The organism is Paenarthrobacter sp. NPDC091711, from assembly GCF_044756605.1.
In the GTDB taxonomy this organism is placed as follows: Bacteria; Actinomycetota; Actinomycetes; order Actinomycetales; family Micrococcaceae; genus Arthrobacter.
The window spans coordinates 136,186-159,895 of record NZ_JBIVTF010000003.1 but is presented as its reverse complement, the minus strand read 5'-3'; the positions used below and the strand labels follow the sequence as shown (position 1 = coordinate 159,895).

Genomic DNA, 23,710 nt, shown 5'->3' with positions numbered 1-23,710 from the left:
GGCCTCACAACGTGCTGGGGAGGACGTTGCGGGGCCTACTCTGCCTTGGCCTTCAGGGGCAGCGGCACGAGCTCCTGGATTTCTTCGAAGGTGCAGCCGAAGGTCTCGCGGACCGTGACGCCGTCGGGGCCTGTGAGGAACACGGCTTTGTCCGTGTACACGCGGGTGACGCAGCCGACGCCGGTGACCGGGTAGGTGCACTGCTCCACGAGCTTGGACACGCCCTCACGGGTCAACAAAGTCATCATCACGAACACGTCCTTGGCGCCGGTGGCAAGGTCCATTGCGCCACCGACGGCGGGGATGGCACCCGGGGCTCCGGTGTGCCAGTTGGCTAGATCGCCGTTGGCGGAGACCTGGAACGCGCCGAGAACGCAGATGTCCAGGTGCCCGCCACGCATGATCGCGAACGAGTCGGCATGGTGGAAGTACGAGGCTCCGGGCAGCTCAGTGACGGGAATCTTACCGGCGTTGATCAAGTCTTCATCGATCTCATCACCAACAGCTGCCGGGCCCATGCCGAGCATCCCGTTCTCCGTGTGGAGCGTGATGTTTTGTTCCTCGGTGAGGTAATTGGACACGAGAGTGGGCTGGCCGATGCCCAGGTTCACGAACGAACCCGGGGCGATGTCGCGGGCCACCAACTGGGCGAGCTCGTCGCGGCCCAACGGCTTTTCCGAGGTCTGGATGCTGGTTTGGGTGCTCATGATCAGGCCACCTTCTCTGCGCTGGAACCGCTGACGCGGACCACGCTGTTGACGTAGATACCGGGTGTCACCACGTTCTCCGGATCCAACGAACCGGTAGGCACGATCTCCGAGACCTGCACGATGGTGTGCTTGGCAGCGGCGGCCATGATGGGGCCGAAGTTCCGGGCGGTCTTGCGGTACACGAGGTTGCCCTTGCCGTCCGCTTTGAGTGCCTTGATAAGCGCGACGTCGGCGTGGATCGGCGTCTCGAACACCTGCCACTTCCCGTCCAAGAACCTGCTCTCCTTGCCCTCAGCCAACGTGGTGCCGTAGCTGGTGGGAGTGAAGAAGCCGCCGATTCCGGCACCAGCGGCCCGGATACGCTCGGCCAGGTTGCCCTGCGGAACCAGTTCCAGCTCAATCTCGCCGGCGTGATACTTGGCGTCGAAGTGCCAGGAATCGGACTGCCGCGGGAAGGAACAGATCATTTTGCGGACCCGGCCTTCCTTGATCAGCAACGCCAGTCCTTGGTCGCCTTGGCCGGCGTTATTGTTGACCACGGTCAGGTCCTTCGCGCCGCAGTCCATGAGGGCATCGATCAGTTCGAACGGCTGCCCGGCGTTGCCGAAGCCTCCGATCATCACCGTGGACCCGTCCTTGATGCTGGCGACAGCCTCGCCCACAGTGTCAATGAAATTCAGCATGACTCTTACCCCTTCTATGCCGACGCGCCGGCAGTGACGTTTTCGAGCACCACGGCAAGGCCTTGGCCCACGCCGATGCAGATCGCAGCAACGCCCCAGCGCTGGCCGGAAGCCTGCAGGGAGCGGGCCAGCGTGCCCAGGATGCGGGTACCGGACGCACCCAGCGGGTGACCCATCGCTATTGCGCCACCGTGCTGGTTCACGATCCCGGGGTCAATCCCCCACGCGTCAACGCACGCCAGCGATTGCGCGGCGAACGCTTCGTTAAGTTCGACGGCGCCCACCTGGTCCCAGCCGATGCCCGCCTTCGCGAGGGCCTTGTTCGCGGCCTCCACCGGGGCGAACCCGAAGAACTGGGGATCATTGCCGTGCGCGCCACGGCCTGCGATGCGGGCCAGCGGCTCCAAACCAAGAATCCCGGCAGCAGCCTCCGAACCGATCCACGCAGCCGAAGCACCATCAGACAACGGCGAGGCGTTCCCGGCGGTGACCGTGCCGCCGTCGGGCCCGTCAGACTCCGCCCGGAACACGGTCTTCAACCCGGCAAGCTTCTCCGCCGAAGAACCGGCACGGATACCTTCGTCACGGACCAGGTCAGTGCCCGGAACCGCGGTCACCAGGTTGTCGTAGAAGCCTTCGTTCCACGCGGCATCGGCCAGGTTGTGCGAATCAGCAGCGAACTGGTCCTGCCGCTCCCGGGTGATCCCGTACTTCTCGCGGAGCCGTTCGGTGGCCTCTCCCAAGGAGATGGTCCAGTCCTTGTTCATGGCCGGGTTCACCAAACGCCAGCCCAGGGTGGTGGACGCCAAGGTCATGTCGCCGGCCGGGTAGGGCTTGGAGGTCTTGGGCAGCACCCACGGCGCACGGGACATGGACTCGGCGCCGCCAACCAGCATCAACTCAGCGTCGCCGGCGTTGATCTGCCGCGAAGCGATGATCGCCGCGTCCAACGAGGAACCGCAGAGCCGGTTGACCGAGGTGCCGGGAATGGAGACGGGCAGGCCTGCCAGGAGCGTGGCCATACGGGCTACATTGCGGTTTTCCTCGCCGGCACCGTTGGCGTTGCCGAACACCACCTCATCGATCCGCTCAACATCAAGCCCCGGAGCACGCTTGACGGACTCGCGGACCACATGGGCGGCAAGGTCATCGGGACGGACAGCGGCAAGGCCGGAGCCGAACTTGCCAAAGGGCGTGCGCACGGCGTCGTACACAAAAGCCTGATTCATGGGTTTCTCTTTCTCTTGCCCAACTAGGTAGCAGTTCAGGCCGTTTTCAGCGTTCAGAACGACCTGAAGTGCGACTCAGTTGGGTTCGGATGCGTCAATGTCGGCGAATACTTTTTGGGCCGTCTTGAAGGCCGAGTTGGCCGACGGCACACTGCAATAAATGGCGGTCTGCAGCAGGATTTCCTTGATTTCGTCCCTGCTCAGGCCGTTGTTGAGAGCAGCCCGGACGTGCATGGCCAGCTCCTCCCAGTGACCGTGCGCCACCAGTGCCGTGAGGGTAACGGCGGATCGCATTTGTCGGCTCAGGCCGGGTCGCGTCCAGATGCCACCCCAGGCGATCCTGGTGATCATGTCCTGGTAGTCCTCGGTAAAGGAGTCCTTGTTGGCGTTGGCCCGGTCCACGTGCGTATCGCCGAGCACTTCGCGGCGAACCACCATGCCGGCGTCGTAAATGTCCTGTGCGGTGGCATCCGCCTGCACGGCGCCATTCCGTTCAGCGCCGTTGTCTTCGGAAGAGGTCATCGTCCGTTCTCCTTCATGAAAGTGCGCATCAGCTCTGCCACAGCGGCCGGCGCTTCTGCAGGCGCCAGGTGCGCGACGCCGTCGAGCGTTTCCACCACGGCAGACCCTCCACCGGCTCGGATCCCTTCGACCGTTTCTTCGGCGAGCGACGGCGGCGCTACTGAATCCTCGACGCCGGCAATCACCTGGGTGGGGACAGTGATGCTGCCGAGCTGCTCGCGGACGTCGAAAGCGGCGAGGGCTTCGCAGCAGAACGAGTAGCCAAAGCGGTCGGCGTCGCGGAGGGCATGCAGGAGGCGGCTGCTGATCTCCGGCTGGCGGTTCATGAAGCCCGGGCCGAACCAGCGCTCCGCGGAACCTTGGATCATCACGGGCGTGCCCAGCTGACGAACCGTCTCAGCACGCTCCAGCCAGCCCTCGGGGGTGCCGAGCTTGGCGCCGCTGCATTGGACGGACAGGCTGCGGAGCCGCTCGCCGTGCTTGATGCCGAGCTGCAGGCCGGTGGCCCCGCCCAGCGAAACACCGGCGTAGTGGAACTTTGATTCCGGCGACACCGAGTCGACAAGATCGACGACGGCGTCAGCCAGTTCCGCAACATCGAAACCTTCGGTAGTGGTGGGCGAGATGCCGTGGCCGGGGAGGTCCCAACCGATGACGTCGTACTCATCGCCCAGGAGGGCCGCCGTTTCAGTCCACAGCACAGTGGACGTGCCCAGCGACGGGCCCACTACCAAGAGCGGCTTGGCTCCGAGTTCGCGCTGCGGGGACAGCAGCACGGCCTTGACTGTTGGCTTAGCCACGTGTGGCTCCCTTCGTTGAGGTTCCCGTGTTTGTTGCTGGCGCCGTGAAGTCGGGGTAGGCGGCCAGGATGCGGCGGCTGATCTCCGATGCCTCGCCGAGGTAGCTCGCAGGGTCCAGGAGCTGTTCAAGCGTGGCATCGGAGACCTTGTCCGCGGGCACGGCTTCGCGCAGAAGCTTGGTGTAAATCCGCGACTGCTCGGCGGCGGGTGCTTTCAGGGTTTCGTCGACGACGGCCTGCAGCTTCTGCTTTCCGTCCTCACCGAGCAGAGGCGCGACGGCGGCAGCCACACCTTCGCTGAGCAGCAGCGGCCCGGAGATTTCCAGGTTCCTGCGCATCGCATCGGGGAAGACACGGAGGCCTTCGGTGAGTTCGCGGAGGTGTCCGGCTGCGCCCAAAGCAAGGGCGAGCAGCTGGCGCAGAGCCGGCCATTCACTGTGCCAGGCTCCGTCGGGGCGCTCGTCGTTGAATGTTGCTGCGGCAAGATGCAGTTGCGCGGCAAGAGCGGGGGCCTGCAACGCCGCACTGCGGATGAGCACGGACAGCACGGGGTTCTGCTTCTGCGGCATGGCCGAGGAAACACCGCGTCCGGCAGCCAGCGGTTCGCCAAGTTCGCCCACTTCCGGACGACTCAGGAACAGCAGGTCCGCAGCGATCTTGCCGAAGGAATCGATCAGGGCGGCGAGCCCGTCGCCGAGGGCCGTGACCGGCAAGCGGTTGGTGTGCCACGGCGCTGGAACAGGTGCGAGGCCCAGTTCGGCAGCCAAGGAATCCGCAAGGGTGAACGGCGTGGAGTCCGAGCCGGCGGTGAGCTTCGTGCCTGAGGCCAACGTCCCGCCGGCCCCGCCGAACTGGACCGGCAATTCAAGGGATTCCAAGCGGGCAGCCGCAGCGGCCACGCCCTGGAACCACTGAGCAGCCTTCAGCCCGAACGTGTACGGAAGCGCGTGCTGTGTCAGGCTCCTGCCCACGCACAGCGTGTCCGCATGCTGCTCCGCCAAGGTGGCGAGCGCCGTCGTCGTGCCCTTGACGTCAACCAGGAGCGCGGAAACGGTGCGGCTGGCCAGCAGCATCAGGGCGGAGTCGAGGACGTCCTGGCTGGTCAGCGACGTGTGGACAGCTTTGCCGGCACCGATTCCGGAGGTGTCCAGGGCCCGGACCCGGGCGCGCAGGTCGCCAAGCAAGGGAATCACGGGATTGGCGCCGCCCTGGGCACGTTCCGCTACTGAAAGTACGTCGTAAGAGTCACCATCGGCGGCTTCGGCCACCACAGCGGCGGATCCGGCAGGGACAAGCCCTGCACCCTCAAGGACGGCAGCCCAGGAGGCTTCGACGCGGAGGATTGCCGCGATCACGGCACGGTCGCCGGTCAGCGCCGTGACAGCGGGCGACGCCGAGACGGGGCTAAGGAGGCCGAAGTCGCCGTCGGTCATGCCTGGGTTTCCCCTTCAGAATGGTCCGCGTTGACGCTGGTTTCCAGCGAGCCGTCCTGCTGGAAGTCCAGGAACACGGTCTCGTCACCACCCTGCAGGCGGATGTCCCAGGTGAGGCCACCGTCGGGATCGCGGCGGGCGATCAGCGTCTTGCGGCGCTCCGGGTCGAGGGAGCTCAGCAGAGGGTCATTGGCCAGCGCTTCCTCGTTTTCGGGAAGATACACGCGGGTGAAAAGACGGTTCATGAGGCCTCGGGCAAAGACGGCCACGGAGATGAACGCTGCCGCGCCGGGAGCCGTGGGGCCGGGGTTGACCGTAGTGAAGGTGTACACGCCCGAGTTGCCCACGGAGCCGCGGCCCCAGCCGGTGAACGTGTAGCCGTCACGGACCAGGGAGCCGGTACGCTGGACGATCTTGCCCTCGGAGTCCGGCTGCCAGATTTCCAGGATGGCGTCCGGGATGGCGTTCCCCGCGCCGTCGTACACGGTGCCTTGGAGTCGGATGCTGCCGGGGCTGCCCGGAGCCAGGAGTTCGTTGTCCTTATTAAAGGGAAGGGCGTAGCCGTAGAAGGGGCCAACAGTCTGACCCGGTGTGGGTGCCAGCTTGCTCATGCGCTTTACTCCTCGTCCCCGGCGTCGCCGTATGCTTCGTTTTCGGTCCAGGTGCGCTTGGAACCGGTCAGGATGATGTCCCACTTGTAGCCGAGCGCCCACTCGGGGCTCGTCAGCTCATGGTCGTACTGTGCCACGAGGCGGTCTCGCGCGTCCTGGTCCACGATCGACTGGTAGATGGGGTCCAGTGGGAAGAGCTGATCGCCCGGGAAGTACATCTGGGTGACGATGCGCTGGGTGAACTCCGAGCCGAACATGGAGAAGTGGATGTGCGCCGGACGCCAGGCGTTCAGGTGGTTCTTCCACGGGTACGCGCCGGGCTTGATGGTGGTGAAGCTGTATGAGCCGTCGTCACCGGTGATGCAGCGGCCAACGCCCGTGAAGTTCGGATCCAGCGGCGCGGGGTGCTGATCGCGTTTGTGGATGTAGCGGCCGGATGCGTTGGCCTGCCAGATCTCCACGAGCTGACCCGCAACCGGCCTGCCGTCGCCATCAAGGACGCGGCCGGCCACGATGATGCGTTCGCCCTGGGGCTCACCGTTGTGCTGGATGGTCAGGTCCGATTCCAGTGCGTGCACGTCCTGGTGGCCGAAGGCGGGCGAGTAGAGCTCGATTGTCTCCGGGTCCGCGTGGTGCAGGCTCTTGGTGGGGTGGCGCAGGATGCTGCTCCGGTACGGCGAGTAATCCAGGCGCGGCATGGTCTCCGGCGCACGGCCGTTCTTCAGTGCCTCGGCGTAGCGATCACCCATGGCTTTGATCTCAGCACTGAGATCCGCCTGGGTTTCCACCTTCTTGGACTCGTGTGCGGCGTGTGGCTCAGCGGGCGGCACGAGTTCCTCTGATACGAGCGCCTGTGCTGTCTGTTCCTGTGGCACGGCCGGCTCCTTTCGGTTGACGGTTCTTGTGGTCTATGGGCGGCTGCGGTGGGTTTACACCCGGTGGAGCGAGTCGTATTGGACGGCGTGACGCACTGGGGCGTTGGGCGCCCCGTAGCCGTCGTAGTTGCCTCGGCGCTCCACCATTTCGAAGAACACACTGCCCACGGTGGCCGTGTAGAAGTGGAGGAATTCGCCGTTGGCGTCCCGGTCATACAGGAGGTTGAGCTCCTTGAGGGTGGCCAGGAAGCCGGGTTCAAGATCGAACCGGGCGTCCAGGTCCTCGTAGTAGTTGGCCGGAATCTGCAGGAACTCGAGGCCACGATCGCGGGCGGACCGGGCAGTTGCCACGAGGTCGTCCACGGCGAAGGCGATGTGTTCCTGGTACGTTTTGCGGGCTTTTTCTTGTGCCTGCTGTGCGGGTGCCAGGTTCAGGACAAGCCTGACCGCGCCGTTGCTGGTCTCCATGACCTGCGAGCGGACCAGTCCGCTGGGGCTGGGTACCTCGGCGAACGGCTGAGGTTCCAGGGCTAGGGCACTGGTGTAGAAGAGGACTGCTTCGTCGAAGTGCTGCCACGGTTGGGCCAGGTTCACGTGGTCAATCACGGCGTTCTGTGCGCTGGAGGCGTGTTCCAAACCTTCGCCGAACTCGTGTGTCCACGCTGCGGTGCCGTCCGGGCTTCCCTGGCACAGGAAGATCTCGGTGGAGTCCGGGGCGGAGATGCCTTGGAAAACTTCCTCGTCAGCCTGGACCTTGCGGGCCACCACAGGCGCCTTGAGTTGCTGGGCGCGAGCGGAGGCAATCACTGGAGAGTCGACGTCGAACCCCAACGCGGCGATAGCCGGTTCCGAGTGCGAGGCCGCCTGTTCGTTGATGATGACGCGGGCCTGGCCCATGGTCCAGAGCTGGACGTCCTTGGTGCGGTGGCGGCCTTCGAAGCCGAAGCCGAGCTGGCCCAGGAGCTTCTCAAGCTGCGCGGTGTCGTCGGCCTTGACCTCGGCGAAGTTGAAGCCGGCCGGTTCGTTCACCTTGGGCAGCGTGGCCAGTTCCATGGGATAACGACGGCGGGACGGGCTGCCGTTGCCGGCGGACTCAGTTCCTGTTTCCACAGCGGTGCTGGCGAGCCACTTGGCGCTCTGCTCCTCCAGCCAAATGAGCGAACGCATGGCGTCCACGGCGGTGCGCTCGGTGTCCGACTGACGGAAGACGTCGTTGAAAACCTCAAGCGATACCGGGCCTGTGTACCCGGCGCGGACAACGTGCCCCATGAACTTGGCGAGCTCGAACTGTCCCTCACCCGGGAAAACCCGGTAGTGGCGGCTCCAGGACAGCACGTCCATGGAGAGCTTGGGGGCGTCGGCAACCTGGACGAAGAAGATCTTCTCAGCGTTGATGTCCTCGATCGGCGCGGTGTCCCAGTCGCGGGACAGGATGTGGAAGGAGTCCAGGCAGGTGCCGAGGTTGGGGTGGTCCACCATCTCAACCAGGCGGTAGGCGTGCTCGTAGTCATTGACGTATTTGCCCCACGCCAGGGCTTCGTAGGCAACTTTGACGCCGTGTGCCCCCGCCAACTCTGCCAATTCCGCGAGCTGCTCGGCCCTGAGATCGTCGTCGTCGATGGTGGCTGTCGCCACGTTGGAGCAGACCAGGATGGTGTCCATGCCCAAACGTGACATGAGCTTGAACTTGGCTTCGGCGCGCTTGAGGTTGGCCTTCAGCAGCTCCGGGGTGACGCCGTCGAAATCCCGGAAAGGCTGGTAGAGGTCCAGGCCCAGACCGAGGTCGGCGGCCATTTTCCGGACTTCTTCCGGGCTGTGTGGGGACGTCACGAGGTCCTGCTCAAAGATCTCGATGCCGTCGAAGCCCGCGATGGCGCAGGCCTGCATCTTTTCCTTCAGCGTGCCGGACAAGCAGACAGTGGCGATACCTGTGCGCATCAGTGGCCTGCCTTCGTCAGCTCGGGGGCTGCAGCTTGGGCGTCTTCCACCGCGATCAGCTCAAGGAAGTGCGCCCGCATCCGCTCGCGGTCTGCCTCGCGACCTGTGATGAGTTGGAAAGCGTCGGCCGCCTGGCCTACTGCCATCCTCCCGCCGTCGAGGACGTCGCATCCCTTGGCGCGCGCCTCGCGGACCAGCTGGGTTTCGATGGGGCGGTACACGATATCCGCCACCCAATGCCGAGGTTCCAACAGCTCCATGTCCAGCGGCAGGCCCGGGTGCGCTGCCATGCCGATGGGAGTACAGTGCACCAGGCCGTCGGCGAGCGGCATGATCTGGGGCAGCTCGTTGATGCTCCGCGGCGTCACCGTGGCAGCCGGGAAGAGTTCACCCAGTTCGGCGGCACGTTCCGCAGCCCGGGCCGGATCCATATCCACAAGGTCCAGCGTGCTGACGCCGGCTTTGAGGAGCGCATAGGCGACGGCGGAACCGGCACCGCCCGCGCCCAACTGGACCACGCGGCCCAGTTGGGCCTCGGGGAGGCCGTCGGCGAGCGCCGAGCCGAAGCCGGAGAAGTCTGTGTTGTGGCCGATGAACCGCCCGTCCCGAATCAGGACCGTATTCACGGCACCCAGGCGCGCGGCGTCGGCGGAAATTTCGTCAAGGTGCTCAAGCACCAACTGCTTGCACGGGTGCGTGATGTTCAGGCCGTTGAAGCCCATGCGCTGCGCTGCGGTGAGGAGATCCCCGACGGCGGCGGCCGGCAATGCCAGTTCCAGAAGGTCGAGGGGGCGGTACAGCAAGCGAAGGCCCTGGACGTCAGCTTCGTGTTCATGCATGGGCGGTGTGAGCGAAGGCATGACGCCTTCGCCTATGAGGCCCACCAGAACGGACTCGGCTCGGTTGCTCATCCTAAAGCTCCTTTGACTTCAGCACCGCGGGATTGGGGCACTCGCTGGGAGTGCCGCCTGACCGGGTGTTATTTAGATTACTACAAGTGTTCATATTCCGCACGCTTGTTCTTATCGCGAACATTTCATTAGCGTTGGAGTGCTTCGGGGGTGCGTTGTGGGGCCCGCTCTGCGCGGCATTCCGGGGATTTGGGGCGCAAATCGGGCCTCACAACGGGCGTTAGCGCTGGGGCAGGCGGGCCGCGAGTTCAGCCGCGGCTTCCTGCAGGGTGGGGACGTGCGCAATGAGTTCCTCCATGGTGAGCCGGAAGACCGGCACGGCCGTGGCGAGGGATGCGAAAGCGTGGCCCTGGGAGTTCAGGACGGGCACAGCGACGGCGCGCATGCCCACCTCATTTTCTTCATCCATGACGGCATAACCCTGCCGGCGCACTTGCTCGATTTCTTCGCGGAACTTGTCGCGATCGGTGATCGAGTGCTCGGTCAGCGGATCCAGGGGGAGCTCCTCGAGGAGGCGCTTGCGCTCAATCTCCTCCTCGAACGCCACAATCGCCTTGCCTACGGACGTGGTGTGCAGCGCGCCCAGATGGCCGGGATCGCTGGTGACGCGGAAGGTCTTGGGTCCGTCCACCTTGTTGACCGTGAGGTGATGGTTGCCGTCGCGGACGGACAGGATGGTGGCCTCATGCGTTCGCTCCGTAACGCGCTGGAGGACAGGCAGCGCAGTTGCCGCGAAGCCGTGATGGTTGGAGACGCGCTGACCGAGCTGGAAGACGCGCAATCCCAGGTGATACCGGCGCCCATCCGGCTCGTAGTCAACAAAACCATCCCGGGTCAGGGAACCCAGCAGCCGGTACGTGGTACTGAAGGGAAGGCTCGCGCTCCTCGCCAGATCCGCCGCACTCGCCCCGCGTGGTTCATTGCCCAGCAAAACCAAAAGGCTCAAGGCCTTGCCGACCATGTCGGTCTTTGTGTCCTCTTTCACACTCATAACTCGATGCTCTCACATGGTGAGAGCTATTTCTAGATCGTGGTGACATCTCTTGACAAGTGACCCCACTCACAGCCAGTATTGCTGTATTGCACAAGTAGCTCTCACCATGCGGTTACTTGTTCAGGGATCGACCGGCCGCACCATGCTTGGGTCTCCCCACAGAAGCCAGATCCGCGACATCGTCGTCACAGAAGGAACACCCATGAGCCAAACAATGCCGTCAGCGACGCCAGGCACTGAAACCACCGCCGGAACTCCCAAGAAAGCCGCGCTTGCCAGCTTCTTGGGCAGCGCCGTCGAGTACTACGACTTCTTCATCTTCGGTTCTGCCGCGGCCCTGATCTTCCCCCACGTCTTCTTCCCCTCCGCCGACGCCAACGCGGCCATCATGTCCTTCGCAACCTTCGGCTTTGCCTACGTTGCCCGGCCCGTGGGTGCCGTCATTCTGGGTCACTTCGGCGACCGTATCGGCCGGCAGAAGGTCCTGATGTTCACGCTGGTCCTGATGGGTGCAGCCACGTTCGTCATCGGCTGCCTCCCGGACTTCAAGACCATCGGCTGGTGGGCGCCCATCCTGCTGGTATTTGCCCGCCTTTGCCAGGGACTTTCCGCGGCCGGCGAGCAAGCAGGCGCTTCCTCCATGACCCTTGAGCACGCCCCGGACAACCGCCGCTCCTTCTTCACCTCCTGGACCCTTACCGGTACCCAGGGTGGCCAAATTCTTGCGGCACTGGTGTTCATCCCTGTCGTGGCGCTGCCGGACGAGATCAAGTACGGCATCGGCTGGCGCATTCCGTTCTGGCTCAGCGCAGTGGTAGTTCTGGTGGCCTTCTTCATCCGCCGCACCCTCCACGAGCCCCCGGCCTTCGCGGAAGCCAAGAAGAACAATGAGATCTCCAAGCTGCCCGTCGCCGATCTCCTGCGGTTGCACTGGCGCGATGTTCTCCGCGTCGTCTGCTGCGCCTTCATCGCCGCGGTCAGCACCGTCTTTGGAACCTTGGCCATCAAATACGCCCAGGATGTTGCCGGCGTCAACAGCACCATCACGCTCTGGCTGGTGGTCGCAGCAAACGTGGTTGCCCTGGGAACCCAGCCCCTGTTCGGCATGCTCTCGGACAAGATCGGCCGCAAACCCGTGTTCATCTACGGAGCCTTGTCCAGCGCCATCATGACGCCGGTGTTCCTGCTGACGCTCGAAGGCGGCAATGTGCCGCTGATGTTCGTGGTCTCCGTTGTCTACTTCTCCTTCGGATACGCCGCAGCCAACGCAGTGTGGCCGTCCTTCTACGGTGAAATGTTCAGCACCAAAGTCCGCTTCTCCGGCTTGGCCATCGGTACGCAGCTCGGCTTCCTCATGGCAGGCTTCGCGCCGGCCATCGTGACGGCCCTGGGTGGCACGAAGCCCGGCGGATGGGTCCAGATCTCCATCTTCACCGCCGTGATCTGCGTGATCGCAGCTGTCTCAGCCATGACAGCCCGCGAATCAGCCAAGACACCCACTGCAGAACTCGGCATCCACAAGAAACACGCCTAAATCCTGACGCTCCTTCCCGGTTACCTGGCCTGGAGCAAGGAAATGCCCGGCACATCTCCTGACGTGCCGGGCATTTCGCTGCTCTCGCGCAAGGTCCAGCCGAGGCAACCGGGGAGGAGCGCGAACGGGGGAAGAGCGCGGCCCCTACCTCGGGTCCAGCACCACCGTTTGGAACGCCCCCTTGCCCGTGCCGACGTAAAGCAACAACGCTCCATCGCCGGCTATGCCAACAACGGAAGGATTCCCCGTCCCGGTAAAGCCATTTCCGAGGGCGGCGAAGGAAGCGAACATGTTCCATCCCGACCCCATGGACGTCCGGGCCAGGAAGCCCCCGTTACCGTTGCCCGGGTAGAGCCACAGTGCCCCATCAGTTCCGCGGGCCATGATGTCTTCCGTGCCATCGCCGTTGAAGTCACCGCCCTGCATGACGGCGTCGAAGATATTCCAGCCGGTGCCGATCTGGCGCCATGGCTGGAAACCGCCGGAACCGTTGCCCGGGTAAAGCCACAGATTGCCATCGGCAGCCCGCGCCACAAGGTCCGCTTTGCCGTCGCCGGAGAAATCACCCGGCGCGAGCATCTGCGTGAACCCTTGCCACCCTGTGCCGATCTGTTTGCGTGGCAGGAACTGGCCGCGGCCATCCGTTGGATACAGCCACAACACCCCGTCGGAAGTGCGTGCCACGAGGTCCGGGCGACCGTCGCCGTCGAAATCTCCCGCGCTGAGCACGGAGGTGAACGCGGCCCACCCTGAGCCCACCTGGACTCTCGGCAGGAATCCGCCGGAACCGTTGCCGGGGTAAAGCCACAACACACCATTGGTGCCGCGAGCAAGAATGTCCGCGACAGCATCGCCGTCGAAATCTCCCGCTTCCCACACTTGGCTGAACTGGTTCCACCCGGCCCCGATGGCCAGCCGGTCAGCAATTCCCGAGCCGCTGCCCGGGAAGAGGCGCATGGTTCCGGACGACGTCGCCGTCAGGACATCCGACTTCGCATCGCCTGTGAAATCCTGCCCACCCACGATGTCGCCCAGGGCATTCCAACCGTTTCCGAGCGAAACCCGCGGCGCGAACCCACCCCAACCGTTTCCGGGGTACAGGTACATCGTGCCGTCGCCTGCCCGTGCAAGGAGCCCTGCGCCGGTGCCCCCAAGGGAACCAGCAGAGGTGATGCTGCTAAAACCGGTCCATCCCCAGCCCACCTGGGACCAAGCCCGGAATCCGCCCTGCCCGTCGCTGGGGTAGAGCCACAGGCTGCCGTCAGGCTTGGCGGCCATAAGATCGGGGCGGGCATCGCCGTCAAAATCCCCCACGCCGATCAGGTTGGAGAAGCCTTGCCAGCCGGATCCAACCTGCCTTTGCGCGAGGAAACCGCCGCGGCCATCCCCTGGATACAGCCACAAGGTGCCGTCGCTGGTGCGCGCCAAGACATCCCCCAGGCCATCGCCGTCAAAGTCCGAGATGCCGGTGAGGGCGTCAAAAACATTCCAGCCCCAGCCCACCTGACGGGGGTTGTTAAGCCTGTTGCCGGGCAGCCCTGCGTACAACATCAACGAGCCGTCCGGCTCACGGGAGAGGACATCGCTGAGCCTGTCGCCGTCAAAGTCGCCCACCGAAAAGCGGATCTTCGCCGTGAGCTTGGGATCGGCAACAATAGTGACCGACGCTTGCGTTGCGGACACCGAATTGATGGTCACCTGCGTGCCGGTATAGGTAGTGAAAGTACTGCCGGCCTGCCAGGCGTGGTTGGTGGCGTACCAAGGTTCCGGGAATGGCTTGGTGGACGGCATGAGGATCAGGGACGAAGCGATGGTGGCTCCGCCGCGCTGGACGATCTTGACGCCCCTGTTTCCTGCTGGCTTGCCGGAGTCGTCGAGGTAGCTGTCGTAACCGGCAGCCTGCCGCAGCTCCAGGTAGTAGACCTCTTTGCTGATGGGATCCGTGAATTTGATGGCACGCTGGGCTTCGGTTCCGCCCCAAGGTTTCAGTGTGTAGGTCTTGGCGCCCGTGGCAACGCCAACATCACGGATCTCATCTCCCCGGCCGAGCCCGGCATAGTCCCAGAGCGAGCTGCTCACCACGGGCGACTCGAATTGGGCAGCACCCATGATGTCCGTGGTGTCGCCGTACTCCCGGATGTAGCACGAGGGATCGGTGAACCGACCGTTGCCGTCAACGCCGACGTCGGACACACCACTGCCGCACTGCAACGCGTCCGCATGCATCAGGCCGATGACATGCCCGAACTCGTGGCTCATCACGTTATTTGTGAACCCGCTGATCTGCGGCAGGAGCACCCGGCCGCTGTAGCTTCCGCTGCTGTATCCGGCGCCGAGGGCGTTTCCGGACAGAGTGGACGGCGGAATGAAAATCACCAGCGCGGTGTACGGGCTTGCTGTCCAATTCAGCTCGCTGGTGATGGTGGACATGATGGTGCTGTAGCTGTCGGTGGATTTCGCCTTGGACTGGTGACCGGCAACCTTGGTGTTTACCGTCATGGACAGCTTGTTGGCCGTCATCGCTTTCCAGTAGTTACTGGATGCGGCCACGGCTTGCTCGGCACTGGTCATGGACACCGTGTTGGTGTTGTCCGCAAGCTTGGCTGTGACCAGCCGTACACGGATATCGCCGCTGGGCCCTGCTGCCGCGGCGCCGGAGTCCGAACCGATGCCGGAATCGGGACCGGTGTTAAACGGTGTGGCCCGTTCGGGGGGAGTCTCGAACGTATGCTCCGAGTGCGGCGTCCCCTCCACGAACTGGACGTTCGGATTCTCCGGCCCGGGCGACGGCACCGCCGTCGCAGGGGTCTGTACAAAAAACAGGCCGGTAGCAAACACCACCAAGCCTGTAGACAACGCGATTGATCGCCGTAGCGCACCCATTCGATCTCCCTGAGCCGGAGCCTGTGGTTCCTGTGAGTCTCAGTAACCGAGATCAGGCTACAACCGGGTAGGCAGCCACACCGGCAGGCGGGGCTGTTCCCGTGGAAACCCAACTATCCCGGAATGCTTACGGGACCCTAACCGGGCCGAAATACCGTGGCAACATTGCCGCGCCACACTGGAATAGCCGGCAAGTGCAGGCACAAGCTCCAGCCCAGGAGGCCACAATGTTGAAGGAAGTCACCACACACACAACACGTATACGCGCAATCAGCCAGCTCCACCGTGGAGACGAGATTGAAGCCCGCCTGTCCGTGGGACCCGCCTATGATGACGTGGTCATCCGCCGCGGGCGCGTCCAGGAAACGGCGCCCGGAATCGGCGTCGTGTGGATCATGGATCACGCCTCCGGAATGAGGAAAGCCATCAATACCGACGAATGCAGTGTTTGGCGCGTCGCCTGAACCGGCTTGACCCCAAACTCCTCTCAGCCGCCGGCCACGGACTGGATGATCAGAACCTCCTGGCCAGCCGCTACCTCTGTTTCAAGACCCTTCAGACGCCGGACCTCGTCACCGTTCACGTAAATATTCACGAAACGGCGGAGCGCTCCGGTTTCATCACGCAAACGCCTGGCCAGCACCGGATAATCTCCGGTCACTGAATCCAGCAACTGTCCAACGGTCACAGCCCCGTCGGCGGACGCAGTCAGATAGGACTGTCCGCCGACGAGAGGCTGCAGGACACCAGGCAACAGGACCGTAAAGTCAGCCATGACGGGCCTAACCAGGCACCGTGGCTGGGTCTTCGGAGTCGGGGTCGCGCGTCTGTGCTGCCGCCTCCACGATTTCTTCAGCTTCCGCCACCAGTGTGGCTTCCGCCGCTGCCAGCGGGTCTTCCGCCCCAGCGGGGTGTCCCACCACGACGGCGGCACGCACGCAGAGCACGTCCGGCAAGTGCGATGCCACTTCGGCAAAGGTCTCGCCCTCGTCAGCGCTGGCATACACAGCGCCCCCGCGGGTTCCGAAGTACACGCCAGTGGGTTCGGCGGTGTCCACGGACGCCGCATCCCGGAGCACGGCGTTGTATTCGTGGTCCGGCAGACCTGTATGCAGCTCTTTCCATGTTCCGCCGGCGTCGTCTGTGCGGTGGACGCTGAGCTTGCTGCCGGGCGGGATGCGTTCGCCGTCCGCCTTCAAGGGGACCACCCAGGCCGTGCCCTCGCGTCGAGGATGAGTCAGCATCACGAACCCAAAATCCGCAGGTAGCCCGTCCGCGATGGAGTCCCAGTTCTCGCCGCCATCGTCCGTGCGGTACACGCCATGATGGTTCTGCGCGTACAAACGGTCCTCGACGGCGGCATCCGCCGCAATCTTATGAACGCACTGGCCGAACTCGGGGTTGGGGTCGGGCATGAAGTAGGCCGATATTCCCTTGTTGCGGGGCTCCCAGGAGGCGCCGCCGTCGAGCGATCTGTAGACGCCGCCCGTGCTCATGGCGACGTGGACTTTCTCCCCGGAAGGGTCAACCACAATGGAGTGCGCCGCCGCTCCTCCGTAGCCGGCGCCCCAATCACTGCGATGGGGGTGGTCCCAGAGTCCGCGGTTCAGCTCGAAGTGCTCGCCGCCGTCGGTTGATTTCCAAACCGAAATCGGCTCGCAGCCGGCCCACACGACGCCCGGACGGGACTCGGCGTCCGGGTATATCTGCCAGATGCGCTCCAAGGCGGCGTCGGTGCCGTCCGGAAACTTGATGGCGCCCTGCTCGGGCTCGGTCCAGGTGACGCCGAGGTCGTCCGAGTGGGCCACTGTGGGTCCCCAGTGCTCTGACCGGACACCCACCATGATTCGTGTTTTGCCGTCCCTTGTATCTATCCCGATGCTGGGAATCTCACTCATCAGGAAGTGCGGGCCGGAGAGGGACCATCCTTTGCGGTCCGGGCTGGTTGCGAGCCACAGGCCTTTCTTGGTCCCGATCGCGATGACGTAACTCTCTGAAGTAGCCATGAACCCCATCGAACCATCAGGGCGTGAAGGTGGCAACGATTTTTGGGCGTATGTGGACAGTCCGTTTCAAGGCAAGACCAACCCTTACGGTTACAGTGCGGCTCAAACCCTAATCGTGACGCGAAAATAGAAAAAACTTTTTCGCGGGTTGTGACCGATGCCCGTTATAGGTGGAAACGTGCTTGACTGTGGTTTTGCGGCCAAACAGACCGCAACAAATTATTGGGGGATTAATGTTTTACGAGGTCAAAGAGCCATGACACCGCCTAGAAGGATGTCCGCGGTGGTCGGCCGGTAGCAGGACAGAGCCATGATTGCAGTCTCTTTGCAAGAGGGAGCCATAGTCCTGGACCCGTTCTCCGTAAGGATGGTCCTCGGGGTGGTTACGCTGACCCTGATAGTTCTGTCCTCTGTCTCCTCCCGGCGGCTCAAGTCCGCGTGCACCGGCTGGTGGCGGGTTGCCTTGCTTCTCTTCTTCGCCGGAAATTTCGCTTTCCTGCTGAACGGAACCTCCTTCCTGGCCTGGGCAAATCCGCCCGGCAAAGCCCTGATTGTGGCTGGTGCCTTCAGCATCTGGGCAGGTGCTCGAACCCTTCGCGGCCGTAAAGTCAGTGGTTGGCAGTTGGTTCCGGCTCCACTGATCACCTTCCTCACGTCAGCGATGGACGGCGCCGAGACCAGCCTGTGGTCCGGCGGCTTGGTGTATCTGGGCATGACGGCGGCCGGCCTTGGCATGGCCGCCGCAGAGTTGTGGTTTGCCAAGTCCGCCCAGTCCCGGGTAACGAAGTTCCTGGCCCTCATCGCCGCGCTTACCTCCCTGTACTACCTGGGCCGGGCCGTCACGTTTGTGCTGGAAGGGCCGGAAGGCAACTCGTTCAGGACCTTCTTCGGTTACGCTCCGGCGGCCCTCATGCACCTGATCCTTCTGGTATCGCTGTCCTTCACCATCAACGCGCTCAGCAACAGCCACCTGATCAAAAGGCTCCGGGAGCGCGCCGAACGGGACCACCTGACCGGGCTGCTCAACAGGGGCGCCTTCCTGGGCCTGGCCGAAAAGGAACTGGCAAGTCCGGCAAACCACCGCGGCGCAGCCCTGATCCTGGCGGACCTCGACTATTTCAAAGCCGTCAATGATGAGCACGGGCACGCCGCCGGGGACGCCGCCTTATGTGCCTTCGCCGAGGCCTGCACCGCTTCAGTGAGGTCAACGGACCTGGTTGGCCGGTACGGCGGAGAAGAGTTCATCCTCTTCTTACCGGGTGCAACGCAACAGCGTGCCGAGGCCATCGCCTCGGAGATCAGCCGCCGCCTGTCCGCCATGGCAGATCCGGACGGGTTGCCCTACCCCACGGTGAGCTACGGAGTGACGTCCACTGGAGCCAGAACTCAGGACCTGAAGTTCCTGATCACGGTGGCAGACGCGGCCCTGTACGAAGCCAAAGCACAGGGACGCAACAGGGTGGTGGGCGCGGATTCAGTGGACCCGCTGCCCACGTTCCGTGGAAGTCCGTAGTCACGGGTCACGGGCAGGGCGTTCGGTGTCTGCGGACCCCTGGTACCGCGTTGGGTGACGTTATGCCTAGGCTGAGGGTGGCAAATGAGCCGGGTTCCACCCGTGAATGACGGACAACGATGACGGAGAACAACAATGACTGAAGCAAACACCGCTACACGCGCACAACAGCTGAAAGCCCTCCATGAAGCCCCGGAAATCCTGAGTGTGGTTAACGTGTGGGACGCCATCAGTGCCCGCACTATTGCGGAACTTCCCGAAACCAAGGCCATCGCCACAGCAGGGCATTCCATTGCTGCCGCGTTTGGCTATGCCGACGGAACCATGCCCTTGGACGTCGCGCTGGACGGGGTCAAGCGAATTGTCGACGCCGTGGAGCACCCGGTCACTGCGGACCTGGACGATGGCTACGAGAACCCGGCCGAGACCATCCGCCGGGCTATTGGAATCGGCGTGGTTGGCGCGAACGTTGAAGACCGCTTGCGGCCCTTCGACGAGGCCGTTGCCCGTGTACAGGCAATCATCGGGGTCGCTGCGGACGAGGGTATTGCGTTCCAGCTGAACGCACGCACTGACGCTATCGCTCGCGGCGGGGACCGTCCCATCAAGGACAGCATTGAGGATGCCATCGCCAGGGGACGGGCGTTCCTCGACGCCGGCGCGTCGCTGGTCTTCGTGCCCGGCGCTATGACCCGGGAAGTGATCGAGCCTCTGGTTGAGGGCCTCGGACACGGGAAGCTCTCCGTCATCGGCGCACCCGGCGCCCTCCCCGCAGGCGAACTCCAGGAACTGGGAGTGGCCCGTGTGTCTTACGGTCCGTTCACCCAGCGGGTGGCTCTGCGCGCCCTCCGGGATCTTGCCACGGACCTTTATGGCTCGGGCGTGGTCCCCACTGATACACCCGCACTGAACTGATACACCCGCGCTGAACCAGGTGATCAGGATACAGCAGCCAAACTAGGCGACGCCGGCCGGTCCCGTCTGCCAGGCGGGACCGGTCAGGCGCCTGAACGGGTATCGAACGCGGCCGCCGATTCCCGGAGCAGGCGGGCCACTGTGTCCACAGGCAGGCTGGCTGCTTTGCGGCGGTCGAAGCGGCGCAGCGCGATGTGCCGGGTCCCCAAACCGGGAACGTCCAGGATGTCCACCTGATCGTGGATCACGCCCGTCAGTGCCAGGGTGGGCACAATGGCCACTCCCTCGCCGGCAGCGACGAGTGCCAGTGCGGTGAGGGTGTCGTGGTACTGGTGAACAGTCTCAATCCGGGTGCCCGTCGAGTGGCGGAGGCGCCCGAGCACCGCGGTGTTTGCTGCGGACGGTTCCACTCCCAGCCACGGCAAGTGCAGGCGGCTCAGGTCTATGTTGTCCGTGCCGAGCAGGCTCCCTGCGGGCACCACCAGCTTCCATGGCTCGTCCAGCAGGGGTTCCTGAACCATTCCGGCCGCCATGGGACGCTGCTCGGCCGCCGTCGAGTCCTGTTCAATCACTACGGCATCGAGCTGCCGTTGACGGAGCAGCCTCATCAATGCCGGGAAACCGTCTTCAACGATCTGGATCTGCAGCTGGGGGTACTGGTTGCGCCATTCTGGAAGTCGCGGGATCACAACAGTGCGCATGAAGCTGGTGAAGCCACCCACCCGCACCACTCCAGCAATATTGACTTCGCTTTGCATCCGGGCACGGGCAACGTTGAGTGCCCGTTCTATTTCTTCCCCTGCCTCTGCCATGGCCAGTCCGGCGGGTGTAAGCACTGATCCTTTGGGGGTCCGCAGGAGTAAGGCCTGGCCCGCCTCGTGCTCGAGTTTGCTGAGCTGCTGCGACACTGCGGACGGCGTTATCCGCAATTCATCAGCTGCCGCCAGAACGCCTCCGGTGCGGGCAACAGCCAGAAGAACCAGCAGCCTGCGGGGGTCCATTTCCATGTTAAGCACTCCTAAACACGGGATTCAGAATAATGCAATTGAACTAAAGGTGTTACTGCCTCAATATTGACTCACAAGCACGATTCAGTCACGCAGCATCGACCCCCGAATCAAGCCCCCCATCCCGGATCTCACGCCGCCCGTCGGCTTCATCCGGATGCCCAAATCCTGAAAGGACTCCCATGGAACTGCTGTTCGAAATTGCCGGTTGGACCGGCGCAGTGGCAATGCTCGGCGGCTACATGGCGGTGTCCATGGGGTGGTTGCAGGCGGGCAGCACTTTCCAGACCGTCAATCTCTTTGGTTCCTGCGCCTTCATCATCAACGGCACGCTCCATGGAGCCTGGCCTTCCGTGGTGACCAACGTGGCCTGGTTCCTGATCTCAGCTGTGGCACTTCTTCGCATGAGGGCCAAGCTCAGACCCGCGGAGGCCACGGTGGAGCCTCAGGAGAGCCCGTCTCTTGGCCCGGACACCGCGGCCCAGGTCATCGTCGCGGCTGCTCGCCCGGCCGCCAGCTGCGCCTAACCGGTGGACCGGCCCGGCTGACAAGCGCTGCCGGGCGCAGACGAGCCCTGACTAGCCCCGCCCAGCGAGTCAGTCCACAAACTCCGACTGTGTTTCGATGAAGTCCCAATCGGCAATGGTCAAAACACCGCTGACCTTGTCCGGATGGGGTCCGCCGGCTTCGGCAATGTGCTGCAATACCTGCAGCGGCAGTTCATCGGCCCGCAGGTTTTCGCGCAGCCACTCTTTGCTGTCCAGGTGCAGGTCGAGCCACCACATATAGATTTCCATCGCGGACCGCCTTTCTTCGGATTAACGGTAGGCCGGGACGGGTGTCTCTACAAGGGTCCACTGCCGTCTGCTTGATCCCTGACAGATGCCCGGAACATGCTGTTCAAGCACACGCCGCAGAGCAACAATAGGGGTATGGCTGCGGAAGCTTTCAGCGGACGGATTCCCTTGGTGGTCGGAGTGCTGCCGGACCAGCATGTGGAGGTCCTGCAGACTGCCCGGACCTTGGCCGAACAACTGGGCGTGCCGCTGGTTTGCGCTTATGTGGACGAGGCAAGCTACCTCGTGGAGTGGGATCCCTCCCGGGAAACGCACCGGATGTCCCTGCATCCCGAAAAGGATGACGAGGACGTGGCAGCTATTCGGGATGATCTTGGCAGAGCCATCACTGAGGCCATGGACGGCGGCACCGCGGACTGGACGTTGCGCCTGCTCGCCGGCGATCCTGCCCGGGCACTGGGCCGTTTGGCCTCCGACATCGATGCGTCAATGATCATCGTTGGATCTCCCGAGCCTGGCTTGGGGCACCGTATTTCTGAAGCACTGAACGGCTCGGTGGCGGCATGGCTGAGCCATCACCAGCGGCGTCCGGTGCTGATTGTGCCCCAAAAGAAGAGGCACGACGCTGCCCATAAAAACTAAAGCGAAAGTACTTATTCGAGGTGGTGGCGAAGGAGTCCCACGGCACGTAGAGTAATTACTGCAGGACGGCGAAAGCCCCTGCTCAAAGGCCGCTCCGGAGTGCGTATCCCCCAATAACGCACTCCGGAGCTCTTTTGTTTAAGCGACGCTTCCGCCGCGCTAAGGCATGTGCCCCCACCACCTTCTTTGACGCGAAAACGGCCCCGACACACCTCAAGCAAGGCGTGTCGGGGCCGTTCCGATTTCATAGCGGGTGGTGGCGGTACGGGCTCACGAGCAAGTCACGACGCCGGCACCCGGGTTGGGTGCCACGGGTCACCTGACGAACGTGTACAGCAGCGCTGCCATTCCAAAGCCCACAATGGAGAGCACAGTTTCCAGCACGGTCCAGGTCTTCAGGGTGTCCTTGACGGACATGTTGAAGTACTTGGAGATGATCCAGAATCCGCCGTCGTTCACGTGGCTGGCGATGATGGAGCCGGAGGAAATGGCCACCACAATCAACGCGAGCTGTGGCTGGGAGTACCCGGAGGCGAGGCTGGGTGCCAGGATGCCGCCGGTGGTCACAATGGCCACCGTGGCCGAGCCTTGAGCGATGCGCATGCCGGCACTGATCACGAACGCGGACAGGATGATGGGAAGCCCGGCCTGGGACAGTGAGTCCGCCACGGCCTTGCCAACACCGGTGGCGGAAAGGACGGCTCCGAAGAACGCACCGGCACCGACAACCAGCAGGATCATGCCCACGGGTCGCAGCGAAGAACCGGTGATTTCGCTGAGTTCGGCTGAGGTCATGCCGCGGCGGGTCCCCAGGAGCCACATGGCCAGGAGCACAGCAACTGTCAGAGCAATGGCAGGGTTGCCGAAGAACTGAAGGACGTCCCGGAACGTACCTGCGGGGGCAAAGATGTTGCCGAAGGTGCCGCCGAGGATGAGGATCATGGGCAGGCCGATGGCCAGCAGGACCAACCCGATGGACGGTTCGTTGCCCTTGGCAGTGTCCGACTCGGGAACGATCCGGTCCTCCGGGACGGAGACCATGACTCGCTTGCCGATCCAGGTGCCCCACAAAATACCTGAGGCGAACCAGGCCGGGATGCCGCAGATGAGGCCCATGAGGATGATCCAGCCGAGGTCCACACCGAACAGTCCGGCCGCAGCAACGGGGCCGGGGTGCGGCGGAAGGAATGCGTGCGTCACGGAGAGGCCGGCCAGCAGCGGCAAGGCGTACAGGGCCAACGACTTGCCGCCACGGATCGCGGCAACATAGACCAACGGCGCCAGGACGAAGATGCCGATGTCGAAGAACACCGGGATGCCCAGCACAAAGCCGGTGATACCCATGGCAAGCGGGGTGCCCTTTTCACCGAAGATCTTCACGAGCCGTCCGAGCAGCACTTCCGCGCCGCCGGACCGTTCCAAGATTGCGCCGAGGACAGTACCGAGGCCGATGATCACCGTGATGTGGCCAAGGATGCCCGCGAAGCCCTTTTCAATAAGGGCGTCGCTGCTCTTGGTGGCTGAGCCCACCAGGGCTTCCACGGAGATCCCTCCCACCAGGGCCACGATCACACCGGTTCCCACCAGGGCGATGAACGGTTCGAGCTTGACCTTGATGATCAGGAACAGCAGAAGGGCAATGCCGGCACCTGCCAGGAGGAGCAGGCCGGCGGTGTCGTGCCGCAGCCATTCAAGAAATTCATTCATG

Annotated in this window: 23 protein-coding genes; 6 read left to right on the top strand and 17 right to left on the bottom strand. The window is 63.7% G+C overall.

Translation table 11 applies throughout. The features are described 5' to 3' along the window. Window positions 1-35: 35 nt before the first annotated feature. From ACIQH5_RS06505 to ACIQH5_RS06455, 11 genes are all read right to left on the bottom strand, one after another. Window positions 36-707 carry a 3-oxoacid CoA-transferase subunit B gene (locus ACIQH5_RS06505; protein ID WP_400401343.1) on the bottom strand — a complete coding sequence of 224 codons (672 nt, stop codon included), beginning with the start codon at window positions 705-707 and terminating at the stop codon, window positions 36-38. A gap of 2 nt (window positions 708-709) precedes the next feature. Next, a complete protein-coding gene (locus ACIQH5_RS06500) occupies window positions 710-1,393 on the bottom strand; it encodes a 3-oxoacid CoA-transferase subunit A (RefSeq protein WP_090821864.1) in 684 nt (227 codons plus the stop codon). Window positions 1,394-1,407: 14 nt separating this feature from the next. Continuing rightward, window positions 1,408-2,622 (bottom strand): thiolase family protein, encoded by a 1,215-nt coding sequence (locus ACIQH5_RS06495; protein WP_400401341.1) that lies wholly within the window; start codon window positions 2,620-2,622, stop codon window positions 1,408-1,410. A 75-nt stretch (window positions 2,623-2,697) separates the two neighbouring features. Beyond that, on the bottom strand, window positions 2,698-3,144 hold the full coding sequence (gene pcaC, locus ACIQH5_RS06490; RefSeq protein WP_400401339.1) for a 4-carboxymuconolactone decarboxylase: 447 nt from the start codon (window positions 3,142-3,144) through the stop codon (window positions 2,698-2,700). Continuing rightward, window positions 3,141-3,944 (bottom strand): alpha/beta fold hydrolase, encoded by an 804-nt coding sequence (locus ACIQH5_RS06485; protein WP_400401337.1) that lies wholly within the window; start codon window positions 3,942-3,944, stop codon window positions 3,141-3,143. Before ACIQH5_RS06485 ends, pcaC begins: the two co-directional genes overlap by 4 nt. Next, window positions 3,937-5,376, bottom strand: a complete 1,440-nt coding sequence (locus tag ACIQH5_RS06480; RefSeq protein WP_400401335.1) for a lyase family protein — start codon at window positions 5,374-5,376, stop codon at window positions 3,937-3,939. Before ACIQH5_RS06480 ends, ACIQH5_RS06485 begins: the two co-directional genes overlap by 8 nt. After that, entirely contained in the window at window positions 5,373-5,987 is a 615-nt protein-coding gene (gene pcaG, locus ACIQH5_RS06475) for a protocatechuate 3,4-dioxygenase subunit alpha (protein WP_400401333.1), read from the bottom strand. The genes ACIQH5_RS06480 and pcaG overlap by 4 nt, the downstream gene beginning before the upstream one ends. A gap of 5 nt (window positions 5,988-5,992) precedes the next feature. Beyond that, window positions 5,993-6,862: a protocatechuate 3,4-dioxygenase subunit beta gene (pcaH, locus tag ACIQH5_RS06470; protein WP_400401331.1), complete on the bottom strand. Its 870-nt coding sequence runs from the start codon at window positions 6,860-6,862 to the stop codon at window positions 5,993-5,995. Between the two features lie 54 nt (window positions 6,863-6,916). Next, window positions 6,917-8,800: a bifunctional sugar phosphate isomerase/epimerase/4-hydroxyphenylpyruvate dioxygenase family protein gene (locus ACIQH5_RS06465; RefSeq protein WP_400401329.1), complete on the bottom strand. Its 1,884-nt coding sequence runs from the start codon at window positions 8,798-8,800 to the stop codon at window positions 6,917-6,919. After that, a complete protein-coding gene (locus ACIQH5_RS06460; RefSeq protein WP_400401327.1) occupies window positions 8,800-9,711 on the bottom strand; it encodes a shikimate dehydrogenase in 912 nt (303 codons plus the stop codon). Before ACIQH5_RS06460 ends, ACIQH5_RS06465 begins: the two co-directional genes overlap by 1 nt. Window positions 9,712-9,931: 220 nt before the next feature. Further along, the gene (locus tag ACIQH5_RS06455) at window positions 9,932-10,702 is read right to left on the bottom strand and encodes an IclR family transcriptional regulator (protein ID WP_400401325.1); all 771 of its coding nucleotides are present in this window, start codon (window positions 10,700-10,702) and stop codon (window positions 9,932-9,934) included. Window positions 10,703-10,907: 205 nt separating this feature from the next. On the opposite strand from ACIQH5_RS06455, the gene ACIQH5_RS06450 reads away from it, so the two are divergent. Next, window positions 10,908-12,239, top strand: a complete 1,332-nt coding sequence (locus ACIQH5_RS06450) for an MFS transporter (RefSeq protein WP_400401323.1) — start codon at window positions 10,908-10,910, stop codon at window positions 12,237-12,239. 144 nt (window positions 12,240-12,383) lie between these two features. Here the strand turns inward: ACIQH5_RS06450 and ACIQH5_RS06445 are convergent, their stop codons facing one another. Next, complete coding sequence (locus tag ACIQH5_RS06445; protein ID WP_400401321.1) at window positions 12,384-15,122, bottom strand: FG-GAP repeat domain-containing protein; 2,739 nt, start codon at window positions 15,120-15,122, stop codon at window positions 12,384-12,386. 227 nt (window positions 15,123-15,349) lie between these two features. Here ACIQH5_RS06445 and ACIQH5_RS06440 point away from each other — a divergent pair, with 227 nt between their 5' ends. Continuing rightward, window positions 15,350-15,586, top strand: coding sequence for a hypothetical protein (locus tag ACIQH5_RS06440; RefSeq protein WP_024818712.1), 237 nt, complete (start codon window positions 15,350-15,352; stop codon window positions 15,584-15,586). A gap of 23 nt (window positions 15,587-15,609) precedes the next feature. Here ACIQH5_RS06440 and ACIQH5_RS06435 read toward each other — a convergent pair whose 3' ends face one another. Together ACIQH5_RS06435 and ACIQH5_RS06430 are read right to left on the bottom strand one after the other, a co-directional pair. After that, window positions 15,610-15,897 (bottom strand): MoaD/ThiS family protein, encoded by a 288-nt coding sequence (locus tag ACIQH5_RS06435; RefSeq protein WP_400401319.1) that lies wholly within the window; start codon window positions 15,895-15,897, stop codon window positions 15,610-15,612. Window positions 15,898-15,904: 7 nt separating this feature from the next. Beyond that, window positions 15,905-17,137 carry a WD40/YVTN/BNR-like repeat-containing protein gene (locus ACIQH5_RS06430; RefSeq protein WP_400401317.1) on the bottom strand — a complete coding sequence of 411 codons (1,233 nt, stop codon included), beginning with the start codon at window positions 17,135-17,137 and terminating at the stop codon, window positions 15,905-15,907. A gap of 301 nt (window positions 17,138-17,438) precedes the next feature. Here ACIQH5_RS06430 and ACIQH5_RS06425 point away from each other — a divergent pair, with 301 nt between their 5' ends. Beyond that, window positions 17,439-18,641 carry a GGDEF domain-containing protein gene (locus ACIQH5_RS06425; protein ID WP_400401315.1) on the top strand — a complete coding sequence of 401 codons (1,203 nt, stop codon included), beginning with the start codon at window positions 17,439-17,441 and terminating at the stop codon, window positions 18,639-18,641. Between the two features lie 135 nt (window positions 18,642-18,776). Continuing rightward, a complete protein-coding gene (locus ACIQH5_RS06420; protein ID WP_400401313.1) occupies window positions 18,777-19,556 on the top strand; it encodes an isocitrate lyase/phosphoenolpyruvate mutase family protein in 780 nt (259 codons plus the stop codon). 83 nt (window positions 19,557-19,639) lie between these two features. Here ACIQH5_RS06420 and ACIQH5_RS06415 read toward each other — a convergent pair whose 3' ends face one another. Further along, window positions 19,640-20,563, bottom strand: coding sequence for a LysR family transcriptional regulator (locus tag ACIQH5_RS06415; RefSeq protein WP_400401311.1), 924 nt, complete (start codon window positions 20,561-20,563; stop codon window positions 19,640-19,642). Between the two features lie 182 nt (window positions 20,564-20,745). Between ACIQH5_RS06415 and ACIQH5_RS06410 the strand changes: the two genes are divergently transcribed. Continuing rightward, entirely contained in the window at window positions 20,746-21,090 is a 345-nt protein-coding gene (locus tag ACIQH5_RS06410; protein WP_400401309.1) for a hypothetical protein, read from the top strand. A gap of 69 nt (window positions 21,091-21,159) precedes the next feature. Here ACIQH5_RS06410 and ACIQH5_RS06405 read toward each other — a convergent pair whose 3' ends face one another. Then, complete coding sequence (locus ACIQH5_RS06405) at window positions 21,160-21,360, bottom strand: hypothetical protein (protein ID WP_400401307.1); 201 nt, start codon at window positions 21,358-21,360, stop codon at window positions 21,160-21,162. Window positions 21,361-21,495: 135 nt separating this feature from the next. Between ACIQH5_RS06405 and ACIQH5_RS06400 the strand changes: the two genes are divergently transcribed. Continuing rightward, window positions 21,496-22,002: a universal stress protein gene (locus ACIQH5_RS06400; protein ID WP_400401305.1), complete on the top strand. Its 507-nt coding sequence runs from the start codon at window positions 21,496-21,498 to the stop codon at window positions 22,000-22,002. Window positions 22,003-22,317: 315 nt separating this feature from the next. Here ACIQH5_RS06400 and ACIQH5_RS06395 read toward each other — a convergent pair whose 3' ends face one another. After that, on the bottom strand, window positions 22,318-23,709 hold the full coding sequence (locus tag ACIQH5_RS06395) for a GntP family permease (RefSeq protein ID WP_400401303.1): 1,392 nt from the start codon (window positions 23,707-23,709) through the stop codon (window positions 22,318-22,320). Between the last annotated feature and the right edge of the window lies 1 nt (window position 23,710).